The sequence below is a fragment of the Roseobacter litoralis Och 149 genome, from assembly GCF_000154785.2.
In the GTDB taxonomy this organism is placed as follows: Bacteria; Pseudomonadota; Alphaproteobacteria; order Rhodobacterales; family Rhodobacteraceae; genus Roseobacter; species Roseobacter litoralis.
Genome location: NC_015730.1, coordinates 1,770,824 through 1,789,255, shown reverse-complemented (window position 1 = coordinate 1,789,255; position 18,432 = coordinate 1,770,824). Strand labels below are relative to the sequence as shown.

At 56.1% G+C, this 18,432-nt stretch carries 16 protein-coding genes; 8 read left to right on the top strand and 8 right to left on the bottom strand.

Translation table 11 applies throughout. The annotated features are described in order from the left end of the window. Positions 1-1,425: 1,425 nt before the first annotated feature. A complete protein-coding gene (locus tag RLO149_RS08455) occupies positions 1,426-2,328 on the bottom strand; it encodes a LysR substrate-binding domain-containing protein (protein WP_013961666.1) in 903 nt (300 codons plus the stop codon). A gap of 139 nt (positions 2,329-2,467) precedes the next feature. On the opposite strand from RLO149_RS08455, the gene RLO149_RS08450 reads away from it, so the two are divergent. The 8 genes from RLO149_RS08450 to RLO149_RS08415 all read left to right on the top strand — a co-directional run bounded on the left by RLO149_RS08450 (position 2,468) and on the right by RLO149_RS08415 (position 10,747). After that, positions 2,468-3,235 (top strand): ABC transporter ATP-binding protein, encoded by a 768-nt coding sequence (locus tag RLO149_RS08450; protein ID WP_013961665.1) that lies wholly within the window; start codon positions 2,468-2,470, stop codon positions 3,233-3,235. A 2-nt stretch (positions 3,236-3,237) separates the two neighbouring features. Then, positions 3,238-3,939, top strand: coding sequence for an ABC transporter ATP-binding protein (locus tag RLO149_RS08445; protein ID WP_013961664.1), 702 nt, complete (start codon positions 3,238-3,240; stop codon positions 3,937-3,939). Between the two features lie 42 nt (positions 3,940-3,981). Next, the gene (locus tag RLO149_RS08440) at positions 3,982-5,181 is read left to right on the top strand and encodes an ABC transporter substrate-binding protein (RefSeq protein WP_013961663.1); all 1,200 of its coding nucleotides are present in this window, start codon (positions 3,982-3,984) and stop codon (positions 5,179-5,181) included. A gap of 67 nt (positions 5,182-5,248) precedes the next feature. After that, on the top strand, positions 5,249-6,106 hold the full coding sequence (locus RLO149_RS08435) for a branched-chain amino acid ABC transporter permease (RefSeq protein ID WP_013961662.1): 858 nt from the start codon (positions 5,249-5,251) through the stop codon (positions 6,104-6,106). Then, entirely contained in the window at positions 6,106-7,062 is a 957-nt protein-coding gene (locus tag RLO149_RS08430) for a branched-chain amino acid ABC transporter permease (RefSeq protein ID WP_044025263.1), read from the top strand. The genes RLO149_RS08435 and RLO149_RS08430 overlap by 1 nt, the downstream gene beginning before the upstream one ends. Then, positions 7,059-8,183: an acyl-CoA dehydrogenase family protein gene (locus tag RLO149_RS08425; protein ID WP_013961660.1), complete on the top strand. Its 1,125-nt coding sequence runs from the start codon at positions 7,059-7,061 to the stop codon at positions 8,181-8,183. The genes RLO149_RS08430 and RLO149_RS08425 overlap by 4 nt, the downstream gene beginning before the upstream one ends. A gap of 3 nt (positions 8,184-8,186) precedes the next feature. After that, positions 8,187-9,203, top strand: coding sequence for a zinc-dependent alcohol dehydrogenase family protein (locus tag RLO149_RS08420; RefSeq protein ID WP_013961659.1), 1,017 nt, complete (start codon positions 8,187-8,189; stop codon positions 9,201-9,203). A gap of 68 nt (positions 9,204-9,271) precedes the next feature. Continuing rightward, positions 9,272-10,747 (top strand): acyl-CoA synthetase, encoded by a 1,476-nt coding sequence (locus RLO149_RS08415; RefSeq protein ID WP_245538144.1) that lies wholly within the window; start codon positions 9,272-9,274, stop codon positions 10,745-10,747. An 851-nt stretch (positions 10,748-11,598) separates the two neighbouring features. On the opposite strand, the gene speB is transcribed toward RLO149_RS08415, so the two are convergent. Genes speB through RLO149_RS08380 form a run of 7 tightly spaced genes read right to left on the bottom strand, consistent with a single transcriptional unit; the run spans position 11,599 to position 18,413 of the window. Then, positions 11,599-12,567 carry an agmatinase gene (gene speB / locus RLO149_RS08410; RefSeq protein WP_013961657.1) on the bottom strand — a complete coding sequence of 323 codons (969 nt, stop codon included), beginning with the start codon at positions 12,565-12,567 and terminating at the stop codon, positions 11,599-11,601. A gap of 45 nt (positions 12,568-12,612) precedes the next feature. Further along, positions 12,613-13,428, bottom strand: a complete 816-nt coding sequence (locus tag RLO149_RS08405) for an ABC transporter permease (RefSeq protein ID WP_013961656.1) — start codon at positions 13,426-13,428, stop codon at positions 12,613-12,615. Further along, a complete protein-coding gene (locus RLO149_RS08400; protein WP_013961655.1) occupies positions 13,425-14,246 on the bottom strand; it encodes an ABC transporter permease in 822 nt (273 codons plus the stop codon). Before RLO149_RS08400 ends, RLO149_RS08405 begins: the two co-directional genes overlap by 4 nt. A 42-nt stretch (positions 14,247-14,288) precedes the next feature. After that, positions 14,289-15,401 carry an ABC transporter substrate-binding protein gene (locus RLO149_RS08395; protein WP_013961654.1) on the bottom strand — a complete coding sequence of 371 codons (1,113 nt, stop codon included), beginning with the start codon at positions 15,399-15,401 and terminating at the stop codon, positions 14,289-14,291. A gap of 58 nt (positions 15,402-15,459) precedes the next feature. Then, positions 15,460-16,533: an ABC transporter ATP-binding protein gene (locus RLO149_RS08390; protein ID WP_013961653.1), complete on the bottom strand. Its 1,074-nt coding sequence runs from the start codon at positions 16,531-16,533 to the stop codon at positions 15,460-15,462. A gap of 57 nt (positions 16,534-16,590) precedes the next feature. Next, complete coding sequence (locus RLO149_RS08385; protein ID WP_013961652.1) at positions 16,591-17,433, bottom strand: sugar phosphate isomerase/epimerase family protein; 843 nt, start codon at positions 17,431-17,433, stop codon at positions 16,591-16,593. After that, entirely contained in the window at positions 17,430-18,413 is a 984-nt protein-coding gene (locus tag RLO149_RS08380) for a fatty acid desaturase (protein ID WP_013961651.1), read from the bottom strand. Before RLO149_RS08380 ends, RLO149_RS08385 begins: the two co-directional genes overlap by 4 nt. Positions 18,414-18,432: the final 19 nt, after the last annotated feature.

The window sequence follows — 18,432 nt, the reverse complement described above, 5'->3', positions numbered from 1 at the left end:
CTTGCTCTGACATCTCTGCTGCTATGGCGCGCAAACAAGGTCCGCTTTCAATGGTGACCGGATCAATCAACAATCGAGACGTAATCCGAGACCGACGCGCAAGGGCTAGAGTCGTCCCAACCCTAGTGCGACCTTCAACTCACTCAATTCTTAAACGGCGTGGCACAGTATAAATGGCTATGTTAAATCGTGTCGCTGATGAGTTAAGGTCCCAAGGAACTTCCGGTTCCAACGCGCTTAAATCTTGCCAAATCCGCTTAACTGCCAAACGTACGGTAGGGCACGCCAGAAGGCGACTTCACGTTGCACACATAGTGCACACGACGCCGTTTAAGTTATTGAATTTAAAAATGAACCAGTCCAATCCATCATGGGCGCGCAGAATAATCTCGCCGCCGCAGTGGCTGCGTTGTCGAGCATTCTTGGTTCTCCTATGGTCCACGGGCTGGTTCTTGGGACCATACTGCACACGAATTGGGGCAGTCTAGTCCCCCAGGAGTTAAGACATGCGGATGGCGATAATTGGGTTGGTTTTTAGTCTGAGCCACCTTTTCTATCGCTCGACTCAGTCGGAGAAACGCTATGGGAAAGATAAAATGCTCGTGTGCACATAGCCCGCACAAAGATTGCTAACCTATGCGATGGGCTATCACAGAGACCAAAGAGGTGATCCGTTACAATGCGCAAGACGGCAGCCCCGCCAAGATTTCAACCATCCTTGCTTTGAAATCCAAGATAAAGGGACTGATGTCGTTTAGGCTTACAAGGTATTTTGAAACCCGGCTACCTGACTGGTAGACCGCGAAAGCTGAAAAACCTAAAGCCATAAGTAGCGGTCAGCGTTGCAAGCAAAGCAGAATTCTTCCTCTTGACCCCACCAATTCCACCGAAAGGATAGGCCCGAAAAACGTGGTCGATACATCGCTTGTCGGCGTCGCCTAACCCCAGTCTTCATTCGCCTGACTCCGCGGAAAACCAAGTGTTCAATCTACCCCGGCAGAGCGCGACATTGGGGCGGTCTAGCCCCCAAGGGCGAGGGCCATTAAAAGGCGGCGATTGGGTGGGTCAGCGATAGTGAGCTCCTCCTCAAACGACAACCGCACACAGTTATGGACTTCGCAAACCGCCGACAAGGATACGGCCTCTCAAGGGCACTTTACTTGCACACTGCTCACTTATTTTTTCATGCAACATGCATCGCGGTGCGCTTCTTCGTCGGCCGGCCTTTTTAAAATTCGCAGCGATTGCTGACGCTGACTCCTTGAGGGCACAGCGGCGCATGGCGAAGCGAAACCCGGTGCCCGATGCCCGATGCCCGATGCCCGATGCCCGATGCCCGATGCCCGATGCCCGATGCCCGATGCCCGATGCCCGATGCTGCACCCTGCTTCAAAAGCCTCAAACCGAAAAATGCGGACATGCAATTTAAGATGTCCCTTCTGCTTGCGATCCGCGCATTTGAAGCAACCAATCACAAAACTGTTCGACGGGCTTGGACGGCTTTTCGCCCTTGGGCACGATCAGGTGGTACGCAAAGGATGTTTCAAAGTTGCGCCCAAAAGGGTTCACCAGAACACCACTTCTAAGTTCTTCCTCCACCAACCATGAGGCAAATAGCGACACCCCCAGCCCGTTGATTGTCGAACTCAGTTGAAAGTGCCGATCTTCCAACATCATTTGAGCCTGTCCAGCGTTTGTGGTTAATGCGTTCAGCGCCAGCCATTCGTCCCACATTCGGCTGTCGTCAACATGGAGCAAGTTACACTTGTACAAATCCATTGGTTGACTGATTGGATGTGCCGCCAAATACGCCGGGCTGCACACCACGGCCAGTTTTTCGGGCCACAGGCGATGGACGTCAAAGCCACTCCAATTACCCTTGCCCCATTGGATACCAAGATCAGCAAAGCTGGACGGATTTTGCATTCTTGCAAAACTGTTGTTGTGGTTGTGCATCGACAATTGTAAATCCGGATGCAGCTCCATCAGACTGCCCAGACGAGACGAAAGCCACCGGCTGGAGAACATAGGCAGCAGCGCGACTTTGACTGATCCCGCCAAGTTCGCGACCCGTTCCAGCCCCGTCTGGATCATGCTCAAGCCTTTCTCAACGTGGATCGCCAACGAGGTGCCTTCCTCAGTCAGTTCCAACCCCTTCTTGGTTCGTCGAAACAAGGAACACCCCAGGTCAGTTTCCAATTTTTTGATGTGGTAGCTCACAGAGCTTTGGCTTATGTTAAGTAACTGAGCGGCCCGCGTTACGTTTCCAGTCTGACATGCGACATTAAACACTTGAATTGATGTTATATTTCTAATTTTAACTACCATGTGCCGCCTTTGTTTCAACTAATCCGTGAAATCATATGCATCTAAATTTTAGATACAAAGACTAAATCTTTGAATTTTGAGCGACTCATTAACCTCGCTACCGTCAAAGAACCGCAATCGACGTGCGGAAGGGGGTTTCATGACAGCGCCTGTTCTCAAGGTGGATACACTGTGCAAATCGTTTGGTGGTGTTCACGCCATCCGCGACTTGTCTTTCGAGGTGCGAGAGGCTGAAATCCTTGGACTTATCGGACCCAATGGCTCTGGAAAATCTACAACCGTTAACAGCCTCGCAGGCATCTTTGCCATCACTTCTGGCAAAATTGTGCTCGGCGATGTGCAAATCGATGCTTTGCCTGAGTATGCGCGCGTTGCGCAGGGTCTGGCGCGCACGTTCCAGACTGCCAGCACATTCGGCGAATTCACGGTGCGCGAACAGATCATGCTGGGCAGCAACGTCACCCGAACGTCGCATCCGTTGTCTTCGGTCTTTGGCATCGGTCGCAACCCGGTCGAAGATAGTGCGCTGGAAAAGCGCGTCGCCCATATTCTTGACATCACCGGGCTGAAGGAGGTCGAGCAAAAGCGCGTCGGCACGATCAGCTCTGCGCAGCAGCGGTTCTTGATGATAGCAACGGCTTTGGCCTCCGGTCCCAAAGTACTCTTGCTCGATGAACCCGCTGCCGGTCTTGTATCGCACGAACGTAAAACGCTGAGTGATTTGATTAAATCCATCCGCGCCCTTGGTGTCTCGGTGCTGGTAATCGAGCACCACATGGCGCTGATCATGGATGTCAGTGACCGCATCGTCGTGTTGAACTTTGGCCAGAAGATTGCTGAAGGCACACCTGAAGAGATCCGCAACAATCCGGTGGTCATTGACGCCTACCTTGGAGAGGCAGCATGAGCATGCTGGCCGTTTCAAACCTGCGCGTCAGCTATGGCCCGATTGAAGTCATCCACGGCATTGATATTGAAGTTGGTGAGGGTGAGTGTGTTGCCCTGATCGGGGCCAATGGCGCGGGCAAGTCCTCGACGCTCAAGGCTATCTGCGGGCTTGTGCCGGCTAGCGCTGGTACTATCACGTTTGAAGGCCGCGATATTACCAATCAAAGTGGCCATGCGATTGTCAAGGCAGGCATTACCATGTGTCCTGAGGGCCGGCAGGTCTTTCCCCAAATGACGACTCTGCAGAACCTGCGCATGGGGGCCTACACCCGCACCGACGCCGAGCAAACCAGCGATATCGACGAGATGATGGATATGTTTCCGATTCTGCGGGATCGCTCGACCCAAGCGGCAGGGACACTTTCAGGCGGAGAACAGGAGATGCTGGCCATTGGGCGTGCTTTGATGGCCCGCCCCAAGCTGTGCATCTTTGACGAGCCATCGCTGGGGCTGGCCCCAAAAATCGTGGCCGAGGTTGGCGCAACCATCAAACGGATCAAAGAGATGGGCAAGACTATCCTGCTGGTCGAACAGAACTCTGCCATGGCGCTACGCCTCGCGGATCGCGCCTATTTGTTTGAGGCCGGAGAGATCGTGCTGAGCGGCACGGGCGCGGAACTGCAATCACACCCGGATGTCGCAAAGGCATATCTGGGCCACTGAGATCAACGTTTGGGACTTTAACGTTTCTGGGAGGAGACACACATGAGACTGACAGCCATAACCGCTGCATTCGCATTGACGGCCACCGCCGCCTTTGCCGCAGACAAGACACTTGATATCGGGGTAAGCGACGCCCTGACTGGCGGGGGTGCAGTATACGGCCTGCCGCAAGCCAACGCCGTTAACCTCGCTGCGAAAGAGATCAACGCAGCCGGCGGCATAAAAGTGGGCGACGACACCTACATGCTCAACGTCATCGCCTATGATGACAAAGCCAACCCGACAGAAGCTTCCAACGCGGTGCGCAAGCTGATCGACCGCGACGGCGTGAAATACATCCTCGGGTTTTGCTGCTCCGGTGCGACCGGCGCTGTTGCATCCTTTATCGAGAACGAAGACGCGGTAATGTTAGTGGGCAATGCGGCGGAACGTTCTATCACCACGCGCGAAATTCCAAACCTCACGCGCACGCGCCCGCCAGCGGACTACACCGGGGCAGCCGCAGGTACGTTTGTCGCTGAGAAAGGTCATAAACGGGTCGCTGTTCTGGGTGCCCTCGATGTGGGGTTTTATGCCAGCTATGTGGACGCTTTTGAGAAAGAGTTGAACAAGGCCGGTGGCGAGATTGTAAGCCGCGAGGCGTTTGGTCTCAAAGACCGCGATATGTCTCCGCAATTAACCAAGATCCGTGGACAAGAGCCTGATGCGATCCTCGTGGTTGGCTATGTTGAGCCGGCGGCCTTCATCTACCGTCAGGCGGTTGAACTGGGCATTGATGTGCCGCGGTATGGCTTCACCTCGGGCAGTGAAGAGCAGTTTTTGCGCGTTGCAACGTCCGAGCAGATGGAAGGTGTCTGGGATCTGCGCCCGACAGAGCTGACGCTGCTGTCGGCATCCGAGAATGGCAAGGCGTATCATGCGAATTACTCCGCTGAATTCGGGATCGCGCCGTCCCCCAGCTCTCCCTACGCCTATGACCAGACCTATGCTTTGAAAAACGCAATCGAAGCTGCGGGCACAGTGGATGATACTGCCGCCGTGGCCGCAGCGCTGCGCGGACTGGCTGTGCCAGACGAAGTGGTGATGCAATACCTGCCGGTTGACGGCAAGATGTTCGACGTGAACGGTCAGGCCTATACATCAAACGGTGCCTTCCAATGGCAAAGCGGAAATTGGGTGTTTGTGCAGGATCTGCCATCTGACGCGACCGCCTATTCGGCCTTCCTCAGCACAATCGACTGATTTCTTCCTGAAGGGGCATGGGCGATGTGCCTGTGCCCCCTTTTTCCTCTTATGTGTAGGACCGGACATGGTTGAAGTCATTCAGCAAATTATCAATGGCGTGGCCATCGGTGGCGTCTATGTGCTGATCGCACTGGGCCTAACCACGGTCTTCGGTATCCTTGGGATCGCCCATTTCGCCCATGGCTCGGTGTCGATGTTTGGCGGCTATCTTACCTTCTTCTTTGTGACCAGTTGGGGTTTTCCTCTTCTTTTTGCGATCCTTGTCGCACTCATTGTCGGTCTCGTCCTTGGCGTCTTGATCGAGTTGCTGGCCTACAGGCCGGTCCGGAACGCCAATCACATCAACGCCTTTATCGTGGCACTGGGCCTGACGATGATGGTTGAAGGGTTGAACCTTGAATTCTTCGGCCACGAACAAGTCGTGATTCCAACCGATCTGTCGCGTGTCTTCAACGTTGGCGGCGTTACGATTCCAGAGCTGCGGCTTTACGTTATCCTCGCCGCCGCCCTGCTGATCATCGCCATGACGCTGTTCGTGGAGAAAACTAAAACCGGCCAGGCGATCCGCGCGGTCGCAGAAAACCGCGACGCGGCGATCCTGATGGGCGTGAACGTGAACACAATACCGCTCGTCGTCTTTGCGATTTCGACCGCGCTTGGTGTTTGCGCAGGTGTCATGGTCGGCTCACTGTTCGCCATAGCACCTGGCATCGGTGAAGGATTGGTGGTGAAGGGCTTTGCAGTGCTGATCCTTGGCGGCTTGGGCTCAATCCCCGGCGCGGTGGTCGGTGGCCTTGTACTCGGCATCACCGAGGCACTGGCCGCGGGCTTCATCTCCTCCGCTTACAAGGACGTGATCGCTTTTGTGGTGATGATTGGCGTGCTCTTGTTCCGCCCCCAAGGCCTGATGGGAAAAGCATGATGACCCTGAACCGAACAGCGATTTTCTACGCAGTAGCACTGGCGGGTTTTATTCTGCTTCCGCAGTTCATTGCTGTGAAATACTACCTGCATCTCAGCGTGCTTGCCCTGATTTGGGTGATCGCGGCGCAAGGACAGAACCTGATCCAAGGCTACACCGGCTATGTTTCTATTGTGCAGGCGGGCTTCATGGGGATCGGGGCCTATTCCACGGCGCTTATGGGCATCCACTTTGATCTGCCCGTCTGGCTGACCATCACACTGGCACCCTTCGTCACCGCGTTCTTTGCACTGCTGACAGGCTACCCCAGTTTGCGTGTCAAAGGGCATTACTTTGCGATTGTTACCCTTGCGTTCAACATGGTGATCTTCATCGTTCTGATGAACTTTCACCAACTGACCCAAGGCGAGGCGGGCATTACAGGAATTCCCAAACCGGGCGATAACAACGGAATGTTCAACTGGCGCGACCGTGAGGTTTATTATTATTTTGTCCTGATCATTGCCGTGTTGATGACGACGCTTGCGGCCCTCATCATCCGCTCGCGCATCGGACAAACGCTGATCGCGATCCGTCAGAACGAGGATCTCGTCGGAGCCATCGGTATTGCGGCTTGGAAATACAAACTATTCGCCTTTGTGATCTCGGCCATGTTCGGGGGTTTGGCGGGTGCGCTTTATGCCCACTATCAGAGCTTCATCAACCCCGAGATTTTTGGCGTGGCCCAGTCGCTTGATGCGATCCTTGCCGTCATCGTGGGCGGATCGGGCACGATTGCAGGGCCAATCATCGGCGCATTCTTCGTCGTATTCCTGCCGGAGTACCTGCGCTTTGCCGATAGCTTCCGGCTGATCCTGTATGGCCTGGTGCTTGTGCTTGCGACCATCTTCATGCCGCGCGGCATCGTTGGAGTGACAAGTGATTTACTGGCCAAATGGGGACGCCCCAAGAGATGACACAAGCCTTTCTATATCGGGTGTCAGAATTCGCCGCAGATCGTATTTCGCCTGCTGCGCCAAGTTGGTCGATGGGTGGCAGTCCTGATCCGGCGATGTATGAAATGGCGGGATCTCTGGGTATTTTGGGGATGCAAGTGCCGCTGGAATCTGGTGGGCTCGGTCTCGATTTTGCCACCCGCGCCGCCGCCTGCCGCATTCTTGCCAGCGCGGATTTCGGCTTTGCGATGTCTCTGGTCAACACGCATAATATCGCGCTGCGGCTGACCGAAATTGCACCCTACCCGCTCTTCCAGCGCTATGGGCCCGACCTGCTTGGCGGCCAGATGAGCGCTTGTACCGCACTGACTGAACCCGGCACGGGAAGTGATTTTGCAGCCGTGACCACAACGGCGAGCCGAACGGAAAGCGGCTGGACGCTGAATGGCGAAAAGACGTGGATCATCAATGGACGCCATGCAGGTCTGAGCATCATCTATGCCCAGTGCACCACCATCGGTGACGCGGACGGCATCGGTGCCTTTCTGGTTGATTTGAATTCACAAGGCGTAGATCGTTACGCCATCGACGCAGGCTTTGCCCAGACCAGCATGGGGACCGGCGGTTTTACTCTGAACAATGTCTGCGTTGACGCTGATGCCCTGCTGATTGCCCCCGGAACCGCGTTCAAAGCCATTCTGACCGAGATCAACGGTGCCCGCACCTATGTTGCCGCCATGTGCAACGGGATGCTCGCACGCGCCATCGACGACGTCACAGCTTATGGCGCGCAGCGTCACAGCTTTCGCAAACCGCTGAACGCCATACCGAGTTGGCAGACGCAATTATCCGCAGCCGAAACAGCATTGCGCGCCGCAGAAGACCTGACCGCGAAGGCCATAGCATTGATCGACGCAGGCCAAGATTCACAACTTGCGGCCGCACAGGCCAAAATAGCGGCCGTCACCACCGCACAAACACATCTACCGGAGTTGTTGCAATTGATGGGTGCCGAAGGATTGCGGCCAGAGCACCCCTTTACCCGTCATATCGCCGCTGCACAGATTGCGGGCCTTACCGATGGGGCCACCAATATTCTCAAAGACAGAGTGGCGCGCCTGACCGCTCAGAAAGGGCCATAGACCATGCGTGTATTCCAGATCGAAGGTGACTGGGGATTTGACAATCTCAAACTTTCACAGCGACCTGACCCGGTATGTGGCCCCGGTCAGGTGATCGTGGCGATGCGCATGGCCTCGCTGAACGCCCGTGATATTATCGTACCCGAACGCGGTTATGGACGAGCGACGGGCGAGCTGCCATTGATCCCGGTGTCAGACGGTGTTGGCGAAGTCATTGAGGTCGGTGCCGATGTAACTCGCGTCGCGACAGGTGACCTTGTGTGCCCCACATACTTCCAGAACTGGACCAGTGGGGAGCCTACGCCAGAACGGTTTTCGTCAGCCTTGGGTGGCCCGCTTGATGGGGTCATGGCTGACCGTGTCTGCCTCTCTGCTGACGGTGTGGTCAAAGTACCCGACTACCTTTCGGACGCCGAAGCCGCGACTTTGCCTTGCGCTGCCCTGACCGCCTGGAGCGCGATTGTCACCCATGGACAAACGCAAGCGGGCGACAAGATTTTGGTGCAGGGCACCGGCAGCGTCGCACTGTTTGCCTTGGCCTTTGCAAAGATGCAGGGCGCACATGTAACCGTGATTTCCTCGAGCGATGACAAACTGGAACGCGTGAGCAAGATGGGTGCAGATGCCACGATCAACTACCGCACAACAGAGGATTGGGCGCGCGCCAGTCGTCAGATCACGGCAGACAGAGGCGGCTATGACAACATTATCGAACTGGGCGGTGCAAAGACTTTGCCCTTGTCCCTGCGCGCGGTCCGTCCGGGCGGGACGCTGTCGATGATCGGCGTGCTGTCAGGATTGAATATCGAAGCGTCATTGGGCCCCATCGTGGCCCGTCAGGTGCGCTTGCAAGGCGTGACAGTAGGCCATCGCGACGGGTTCACGGCGATGCTGCGCGCGATGGCGCAACACAGCCTGCGTCCCGCCTTGGGTGAAACATTTGCCTTCGAAAACCTGAAACCCGCCATGGAACATCTCCGCACGGGTGGTCATTTCGGCAAGACCCTTGTGCAATTCTGACCAACATGCCCGAACACACTTATCCATACCAGCCGCGGGCGCACCCCAGGGACAAGCCTGCGTTTATTATGGCCGCCACCGGTGAAACCGTCACCTTTGGCACCTTGGAAACACGCGCCAACCAAGGTGCGCATGTATTGCGGGCACAGGGCATCGATGCCGGCGACCATATTGCCATTCTAATGGAAAATCGGCGTGAAATGCTCGAAGTCTGCTTCGCGGCGGATCGCGCTGGCATCTACTATACGACGATCAGCACGCATCTAAACCCGGATGAAATCGGCTATATTCTGGCCGATTGTGATGCACGGCTGCTCGTCGCGGGTGATCAGTTTGTCAATATTCTTACACAATTGGCCCCCGTGCAGGCAGACCAATGCAAGATCATGATCGTTGGAGCACCCAGCGGTACATACCCTTTCTGGTCCAAAGAAGTCTCAGATCAAAAAACAACCCCGATCCCTGATGAAGCCCAAGGACTCGATATGCTTTACTCGTCCGGCACGACCGGACGCCCAAAAGGCATCAAATGGCCTTTGGAAAAGAGCCCTCCGGGGGCGCGGACCATGCTCATTGATTTGTTGAACGGTTTGTTCGGCTACGGCCCTGACACACGATACCTTTGCCCAGCACCGCTTTATCATGCAGCGCCCCTGAGGCATGCGATGGTCACGATCAAGATGGGCGGGACAGCGGTGATCATGGACCGGTTCGACGCCGAAACGTCCCTTCGCCTGATTGAACGTTACAAGATCACACACAGTCAATGGGTGCCGACCATGTTTGTGCGCCTGCTGAAACTCCCCGAGGCCGTGCGCGCACGGTACGATCTCTCCTCAATGGGAATGGCGGTTCATGCGGCAGCTCCCTGCCCCATAGACATCAAACATGACATGTTGGCGTGGTGGGGGGACATTATTCACGAGTATTATGCAGGTACTGAGAATAACGGGTTCTCCGCGATCACCAGCGCAGAATGGCGGGCCCATCCCGGGTCAGTTGGTCGTGCAAAACTGGGCGTGGTGCATATTTGCAATGCTGATGGCCATGAAGTGTCGGTGGGAACCGAAGGCGAAATCTACTTTGAGAACGGTCAGAAATTTGCCTATCATGGTGATCCCGAAAAGACCCGCGCTTGCACCAACGCGCGAGGCTGGACAACGCTGGGCGATATCGGCCGTTTGGATGATGACGGGTATCTCTATTTGACAGATCGAAAGTCGTTCCTGATCATATCCGGCGGCGTGAACATCTACCCGCAAGAAACCGAAGATACGCTGCTTGGCCATCCCGCTGTCCTTGACGCCGCTGTCATCGGCATTCCTCACGAAGATTTTGGTGAAGCCGTTCATGCGGTTGTGCAATTGCTGCCGGAACATGAAAATTCGCAAGATATGGCTGAAACTTTAATGCTATTTTGCCGCTCAAAACTGTCCGCCCTGAAGTGCCCCCGGAGCATCGAATTTCGAGATACCTTGCCACGATCGGCAACCGGGAAAATGAATAAACGCGTGTTGAAATCTGACTATTGGGACAAGAGTTAGATGGAACGCTGAACAGACGCAAAGCTGTGGTTTGCGCCGTTTGTCACGATGGTTGCGATCGAAAAGGCGTCGCAAGCGGCCATTGCAGCTTTAACGATGGATTATCACTGCGTCCGCGCCAGAGGCGTTCGTATCACGTTCTCTCGCACTGGTTACCGGATCAGTCGCTTGTCAAAACGCGATCCGAGACCCACCCGCAAGGGTTGCTGTTGCCCCTGCCCCAAGCCCCCTTCAACTCATCAATTCCTTAATCCGCGCTACGCGATGCAAATGACCACGTTCCGTCGCTGAGTAGCGGAGTAGCGGAGTTCTCTAATTCACTCTAGTTGCAATGCGCTTCAAGTCGATTAAATCCGCGCGACCGCCAAATACCCGATATAGCACGCCAGAAGGCGATTTTGTGTTGCACACATAGTGCATACGAATTGGAGCAGTCCAGCCCCCCGGGAGCAAAGACGGGCGAACGGTGGTGTTTGGATGGGGTTGTGATCCTGAACCCCTGCGGTACGTCTCGAGCCAGACGGGAATGGGGTTTCAAAAATTCCGATAAAGACGCTGAATCAAAAAGGTACGTTGCGTGAACGACAATCGATGACATTTTTTGCATCGTTCGTTTCACTATACTACGCCACCCGCCGACCACCTTGCATCTCGAAGTATTGCCAAAACTATTCCTTCGTTGGCTCAGCGGTGAAAGCCGGATCTGAGACCAAAATCGCCTAAAGCGACGGCATGGAACAATGCCCGCTTCTGGAACGCAGCTTTTAAGCTCTTGATGGTGGACACTTCAAGTTTCATGGGCGCGCGCAGCGACGGAAATAGCCGAAATACAAAAATTGCGGCACCACCACCTAAGGGTCCGAAGCGTTTTCACACAGCAGGCACAAAATCTCGAACATCAACGACACGCCAACCCAAGCGGTGCCACCTGACGGATCGAAGGGCGGACTGACTTCAACCAGGTCAGCACCCACGAGGTTCAGCCCCGACAATTGGCGCACCATTTTCTGTGCCTCGAACGTCGTGAATCCGCCAATCTCCGGAGTACCCGTGCCAGGTGCAAAAGACGGGTCGATGCTGTCGATGTCAAACGACAGATAGGTTGGTTGATCGCCTACGACAGTGCGCGCTTCCTCCATGACTGCGTCAAGTCCCAAGTCATAAAGCTCTTCTATGGTAACGATCCGAATACCCTGTTCCAACCCCCATTCCACATCGTCACCGCCCCGTGTGCCGCGAATCCCGATCTGGATCATGCGTTTGGGGTCGAGCAGACCTTCTTCGATGGCGCGCCGAAACGGAGTGCCGTGGGTGAACTTGCATCCTGAGAAGTAGCTGTCAAACAGGTCGGTATGCGCATCAAAATGCACTAATCCGAGCGGCGCGTTTTGGGCTAATCCACGCAGCACGGGCAAAGTGATAAGGTGGTCGCCACCCGCAACCAAAGGTGTAATCCCGGCGGCTTTGAGAGATTTGAAATACGTGGACACCCGATCAAGGGTATCCATGGTGTCAGCCGGGTTGACCGGGCAATCGCCAAGGTCCGCACAATTGCGGGCCATGAAAGGTTCCACCCCCGACACAGGATGACGGGCGCGGATCATAGTGGACAAGTCGCGCAATTGGCGTGGTCCGTGGCGCGCACCTGGACGGTTTGTGGTGCCTGTGTCCCAAGGCACACCCACCAGCCCGATATCAACTTGCGCGATGTGCGGGGACTCAAGCGGCACGAAAGGCAGGCGCATAAAAGTGGGCACGCCAGCGAACCGAGGCACCTCCATTGCGGACACGGGTTGGAACGAAAACGGGGCATCCGTCATAATTGTGGCCCTCCTTAAGTATGGTTAAAAATGCAGGTCAGTGACCTATTCTTGCGCGCGCTTCTTGCTCAATACAGCCGTCAAAACCGCGCGCGAGACGATCACAATTGCCACGATGACAATCAAAACCACCGATGCTGCCGCGATCGCAGGGTCAATGTTGTCGCGTAACCCCATCCACATCAAGCGCGGCAGGGTGATCACTTGCACCGACGTGATAAAAATTGTCACTCCGATTTCCTCCCACGACAACACGAAAGCAAGAAAAAACGCCGTCAGCACCCCAAAGCGGATGTTCGGCAACAGCACCACGAAAATGCGTGTCAGCAGACCCGCGCCCATCGCCCTCGCGGCCAGGTCAATGCGCCGATCCACCTGCGCCAAAGACACCGAGATCAGGATCACCGCAAAGGGCACAATCATCACCGTGTGGGCCAGGACGACCCCCGCCATGTTGTCGTAGCCAATCAATGCATTCATCTTGCCCACCGAGATGAGAAAGAAATACAGCGTCAGCGCGGACACAACGGGCGGGGCCATCATCGGCAACAGCGCAAGGCCGATCAGCACGCCGGCAAAGCGTGGACGCATCATCCAAATGCCTAAACTGAAGGCGAACGCAAGGCTGGTTGCCAGCACCCCCGACAGGGCCGCGATCTGCACAGAGGTCAGCGTGGCCTCCAGCCATTGCGGCTTGTCGATCAGAGCCGCGTAATGACGCAGCGACCAGACATCGTCAGGCAAGGACAGAAACCGCTTTGGTGTGAAGGATACAGGCACAACAGCGATGAGAGGCAACATCAAGAAGACGCCCACAAAGGCGGCACAGACAACCGAAATGGGGCTCAGGCGTACCTTCATCGCTCGGTTCCTGGCGCAAGGTGGCGCATGAGGGCCGACAGGAACATACCCACCGCAAGCATCATCAGCACACTGATGGCGGCAGCGAGGCCCCAGTTCGGGCTTTGAAAGATGCGCAGATAGATCAGCTCGGCAATCATCACACTGCGCCCGCCGCCAAGGATCGCGGGGGTGACAAAAAAGCCAAGCGCAAAGACAAAGACGATCAGCGCGGCACCAATGATGCCGTTTCCGGTCATAGGTACAAAAACCTGCCAGAATATGCGTGTGCGTCCTGCACCCATGCCGCGCGCGGCCATCAGGGCACGCTCATCCATGCTGCGCATGGCAGAAGCGATGGGAAAGACGGCAAAGGGAATAAGGAAGTGCGTCATGCCAACCACCACGCCGAAATCGTTTCGCACAAGCGTCAAGGGGGCGTCGATCAGTCCGATATTCTGCAAGAACGTGTTGATGATGCCCCGGTTTGACAACAGGGACAGCCAGCCGAACGCGCGGGTGAGCACAGATATCCAGAACGGAATGAGGATGCACAGCTCGACCAACACGCGCTGCATCGGGCTGCCGCGCACCCAGACCAGCGAGATCGCATAGGCCGCAATGACAGAAAACACCGTGACCAGCGCGCAGATGCGCAATGTGCGCCACGCGACCGAATGCACCAACGGATCGGTCAGCGCGGTCTCGTATTGCCCGAGGCCGGGGTCTGGCAAGGTCACGCTCCACCCGACGATGCCCAGAAACGGCAGCAGATAACATACCACCAAAAACAGGATCAGCGGACCAATGAGAAGGCAGGTGCGCAGGGACTGGGACATCAGATAAAGGGTGCCACAGACGATGCTGTGGCACCCAAGCCTTTAGGCCGACGCGATGCCGAGGTAGGCATCAAGTGCGGCCCCATAGTTTTCTTCGTACCAGGCCATATCAAGTGCGACTTGTTTGGGGAAGTTGGCCGGGTCCACCGGATTAAAGCGTTTGAGCGCGTCAGGCACCAGCGCGTCCGCCGCCGAATTGCTTGGGCCCTGCCCCATCAATTCGAACATCTTGAGCTGCTTTTCCGGGTCTTGTGCGGCCGCGATGTATTGCATGGCCACATCACGTCCTGCAGGGTTGCCCTTGATCACGGCCATAGAGCCGGGCGAAATCAAGCCGTCATCCCAAATGAATTTGATATCACCTTCAGAATCCTCTTCGAGGATCTTTGCGCGGGTGGACCAGATCAATGCCATTGAGGCATCGCCGTTCAACAACAAGGACTGGCTTTCAGCGCCGCCCCCCCAGAATGCAACGACGTTTTCCTTGAAACCTTCGAGCTTGGCATGCGCGCGTTCCAAGTCCAGTGGATAGAGGTCAGCGCGGGCAACACCGTCGCCGAGCAGCAGCGCTTCCCACATGCCGGCACCCCATTTGTACATCGCACGCTTGCCAGGGAATTTTTCGACATCAAAGAAGTCCGCCATACTGGTCGGGGGCGTGTCGAATTGGGTGCTGTCGTAGGCGATGACATAAGAAAAGAAGTAGGTAGAGGCGGCGTATTCCCAACCAAAGCCATCACGCGATTTTGCGGGGTCCACGACGTCATAGTCGATCGCTTCGATCAGGCCCTGTTTGCCGAGCGCCTGCGCTGAATAAGGGTCGGCGTCGCAAATGTCCCAGCTTGGGCTGCCGCTTTCGGCCTGCGCTTTCATCGCGCCCTCAGTTGGGCCGGACCCGTCCTGCAAAACCTTGACACCGGTGGCGTCGGCAAAAGGCGCACCATGGGTGCTGTCATAGGCGGTCATGGCATCCCCGCCCCAGTTCACAAACACCAGTTGGCCGTCAGCCGCCAGGACTGGCATGCCGGTGCTCGCCAGCGCCGTGGTGCCCAAAAAGCCTGCGGCCAACTGGGTAAACTGGCGGCGCGAAATGCGTCCCTTGCGGGCTTTGTCCGCCAGAATTTCGATGCTGTCTTTTACAAAGGGATCGTTCATTGTTTCTCTCCGTTGGATAAGGGGGATGCCGTTTTCCGGTCTGTTATCTTTATGGTATTCATAGAAAGACGCCGCGGTCTTTGGACCAACTGATCCAGATATCGCTGCCCACCTGCAATTGGCCTGGCATCCGATCTGCGCCCGCGTTCAAAGTCAGCGTGTGGCCTGCAGGAGTCACGACCGACACCCGAGTCTCGGCACCCATATAGGTCATCTCCGCTATTTTTGCCGGAATGGCATTGCGCTGTTCAGGCGCTGATACCGTGATCTGCATATGCTCGGGCCGGATCGCCAGCAGCGCTGTTGGCGGGCCCGCATCTGACGTCGTGTGAAGGGTTGCCTCCTCAAAACGCGCTGTGATGCCCGCGTCGGTCTGCGTCATATCTTGAAGGGGTAATAAATTGATATCCCCCAAAAATTCCGCCACAAACCGGTTGGCGGGACGCTCATAGATGTCCCGGGGCGTGGCGACTTGTTGCAATGTGCCAGCTTCGAAAATAGCAATGCGGCTGGACAAGGCCAACGCCTCTGACTGGTCATGGGTTACAAACACAAAGGTCGTTCCGGTATCACGGTGGATGCGGCGCATCTCGTCCTGCATCTGGCCACGCAGATTGCGGTCAAGTGCCGAGAACGGCTCGTCCAGCAGCAACACCGGCGGCTCATAAGACAGCGCACGCGCCAGAGCCACACGTTGTTGCTGGCCACCTGACAAAGCGCTGGGGCGCTTATGGGCATGCCCGCCAAGGCCAACCATATCGATCATCTCTTCGGTGCGCCGTTTGACTTCGGCAGTTGAGCGGCGCTGCACTTTCAGTGGAAACGCGATGTTTTGTGCAACGGTCATATGGGGAAACAACGCATAGCCCTGAAACATCATTCCAAACCCACGCGCTTCTGCAGGTTGGTGGGTGACGTCTGCGCCGTCCAACAACAGAGTCCCAGCCGAGGCCTGTACAAAGCCGCCCAGCACCATCAGCATGGTCGTCTTGCCTGAACCGGAGGGACCCAAAAACGTCAGGAACTCTCCACGCGCAATAGTGAGCGATATGTCCTGAAGCGCGTCAAACGTGCCAAAGCGTTTGCCGATACCTTCTGCACGGATTTCCGAGGCCTGCTTACGACCAGTCATGTGGACACTATCTCCGAAACGCGAGCACCGTCAGGCTATCCATTGACCCGCACAAGGTCACGTATTCCCGCCCAAATCGGCCCATATTCTCTCGGTCATAGCTTTAATTTTAAGCGCTTCTTCCCAGCGGTTCGACATCTCGCGCCCATCGCCGCCAGTCATCGCGTATTCTGGGGGACCAAGTTCGCACAGAAAGACGACATCACCCTGCGCATTGCGGACGCGCCAATCGGCAAGTCCCTCGAGCCAGAACTCCTGAAACAACGTGACCCATTTGGCGTGCTGAGGGAAATCGATCTGCAGCTGTATCTGCTGGCGGCTGGCAATCCGGCCCTGAAAGCTGTCTGCGCGCGCCAGGCAACGCGACATCAGATCTCGCTCCCACTTGGCCAGAGGCAGCTTGAACTCGCGGTCCACCATGTAATGCGACAGGTCTGCCGCCAACCGCATCTCGGGGATCGCATCCAGCATCGACAGGGTCGCAAAGAGATCATTGGTGATACAATTGCGGTGCGTTTCAAAGTGAACCGGCATGCCGATTTGGTCGGACATTTCGATCCACTTTCGAATGATCGGGATCGCGCCTTCTACCGTCAACGGGAACACCTGTCCGACCACATTCACGTAAGGTGCGCCAAAATCCTGCGCCATGATCAACGTCTCGCGCAGGCTTTCGACGGATCGCGGAAAGGCCACGATCAACGGCGTCAGCCCTTCGCGCTCAAGGTGCGGACGTACGGCGTGGGCCACTTCGACATCCGCAGCGCCCAGATCAATCGCCAGCCCCGCATAGCCCGCATCGGCCACCATCCCGGCCACGCGATCAAGCGGCAAAACCTCGCCGGATGCATCATGCGGCTGCATGGACCACAGCGATTGATAGACCTGCAGGCGTCTCATGCAGCCTCGATGCGTTGGGTACCACCACCGGCGCGCGGGACGATCCATATTTCGTCATAGGGATATTCGTCTTCGGATTTTGAGCTCAGTTTGCGCAGCACCTCGATCTGGAATTCGATCCACCCCATTTTATGAGGAGTCGCGCCGCTGTTGCGGATTTCAGCGTCCAGGCTGGACAACTGCCAGAATGGCACGCTGGGAAAGGTGTGGTGTGCTGTGTGATAAGGCATCTGCCAGCACAACCAGCGCATCACCGCATTGGTGCGGGTCGACCGTGTGTTTTCAAGAATGTCGTCTTTGTGGCTGAGGCCAAGGTGCTCGATCGTGTTTTGCAACTGATGAACGGGCTTCATTACCACCATAGGCGCAAGCCACAGGATCACAGCGGCCCAGCTGCCAATGATCAAGGATACAACTGCAATGCCGACATAGAGCGCTGCGTGAATGCGCCCTTCACGGATGATTTTGTCGTGCTCACCTTCGCGGATGTAGGGCTCGACGACAACGCCACGGCAAAACCGCACGATGCGCGTCACGCGCGTGTACCAATAGGTCGGGCCCCAGAACCACAACAAGTAGCTGCGAAGCGTATAGGGTTCGCGCACCAACTCGCCATCTTTTTCCCAGTTTTGGGTATGCTGGTGGTGCGCCCAGTGCTGTATCTTGTCGAAATCACGAGGGAATATCATCAGAAAGCCGATCATCCGACCAAAGGCCTCGTTCAACCATTTCGTTTTGAACACAGTTTCGTGGCTCAGTTCGTGCTGGCCTGCGTACAGAAAATTGATCAGTACCCCGTGCACCATGAACAATGGCACCGCCCACCATGTGCCCCACAGCACCCACAGGGCCACACCAGAGATGAGAATGGCACCAATGTGACTGCCAAGTTGAAGCGCGCCATGTAGATCAGAGCGTTGCATGAGCTCGCGCATGCGGGCGGGCGCGACAAGCTTACGGCGCGAGAAACTGGCTTCCATAGAATCTACTCCTGTCGGG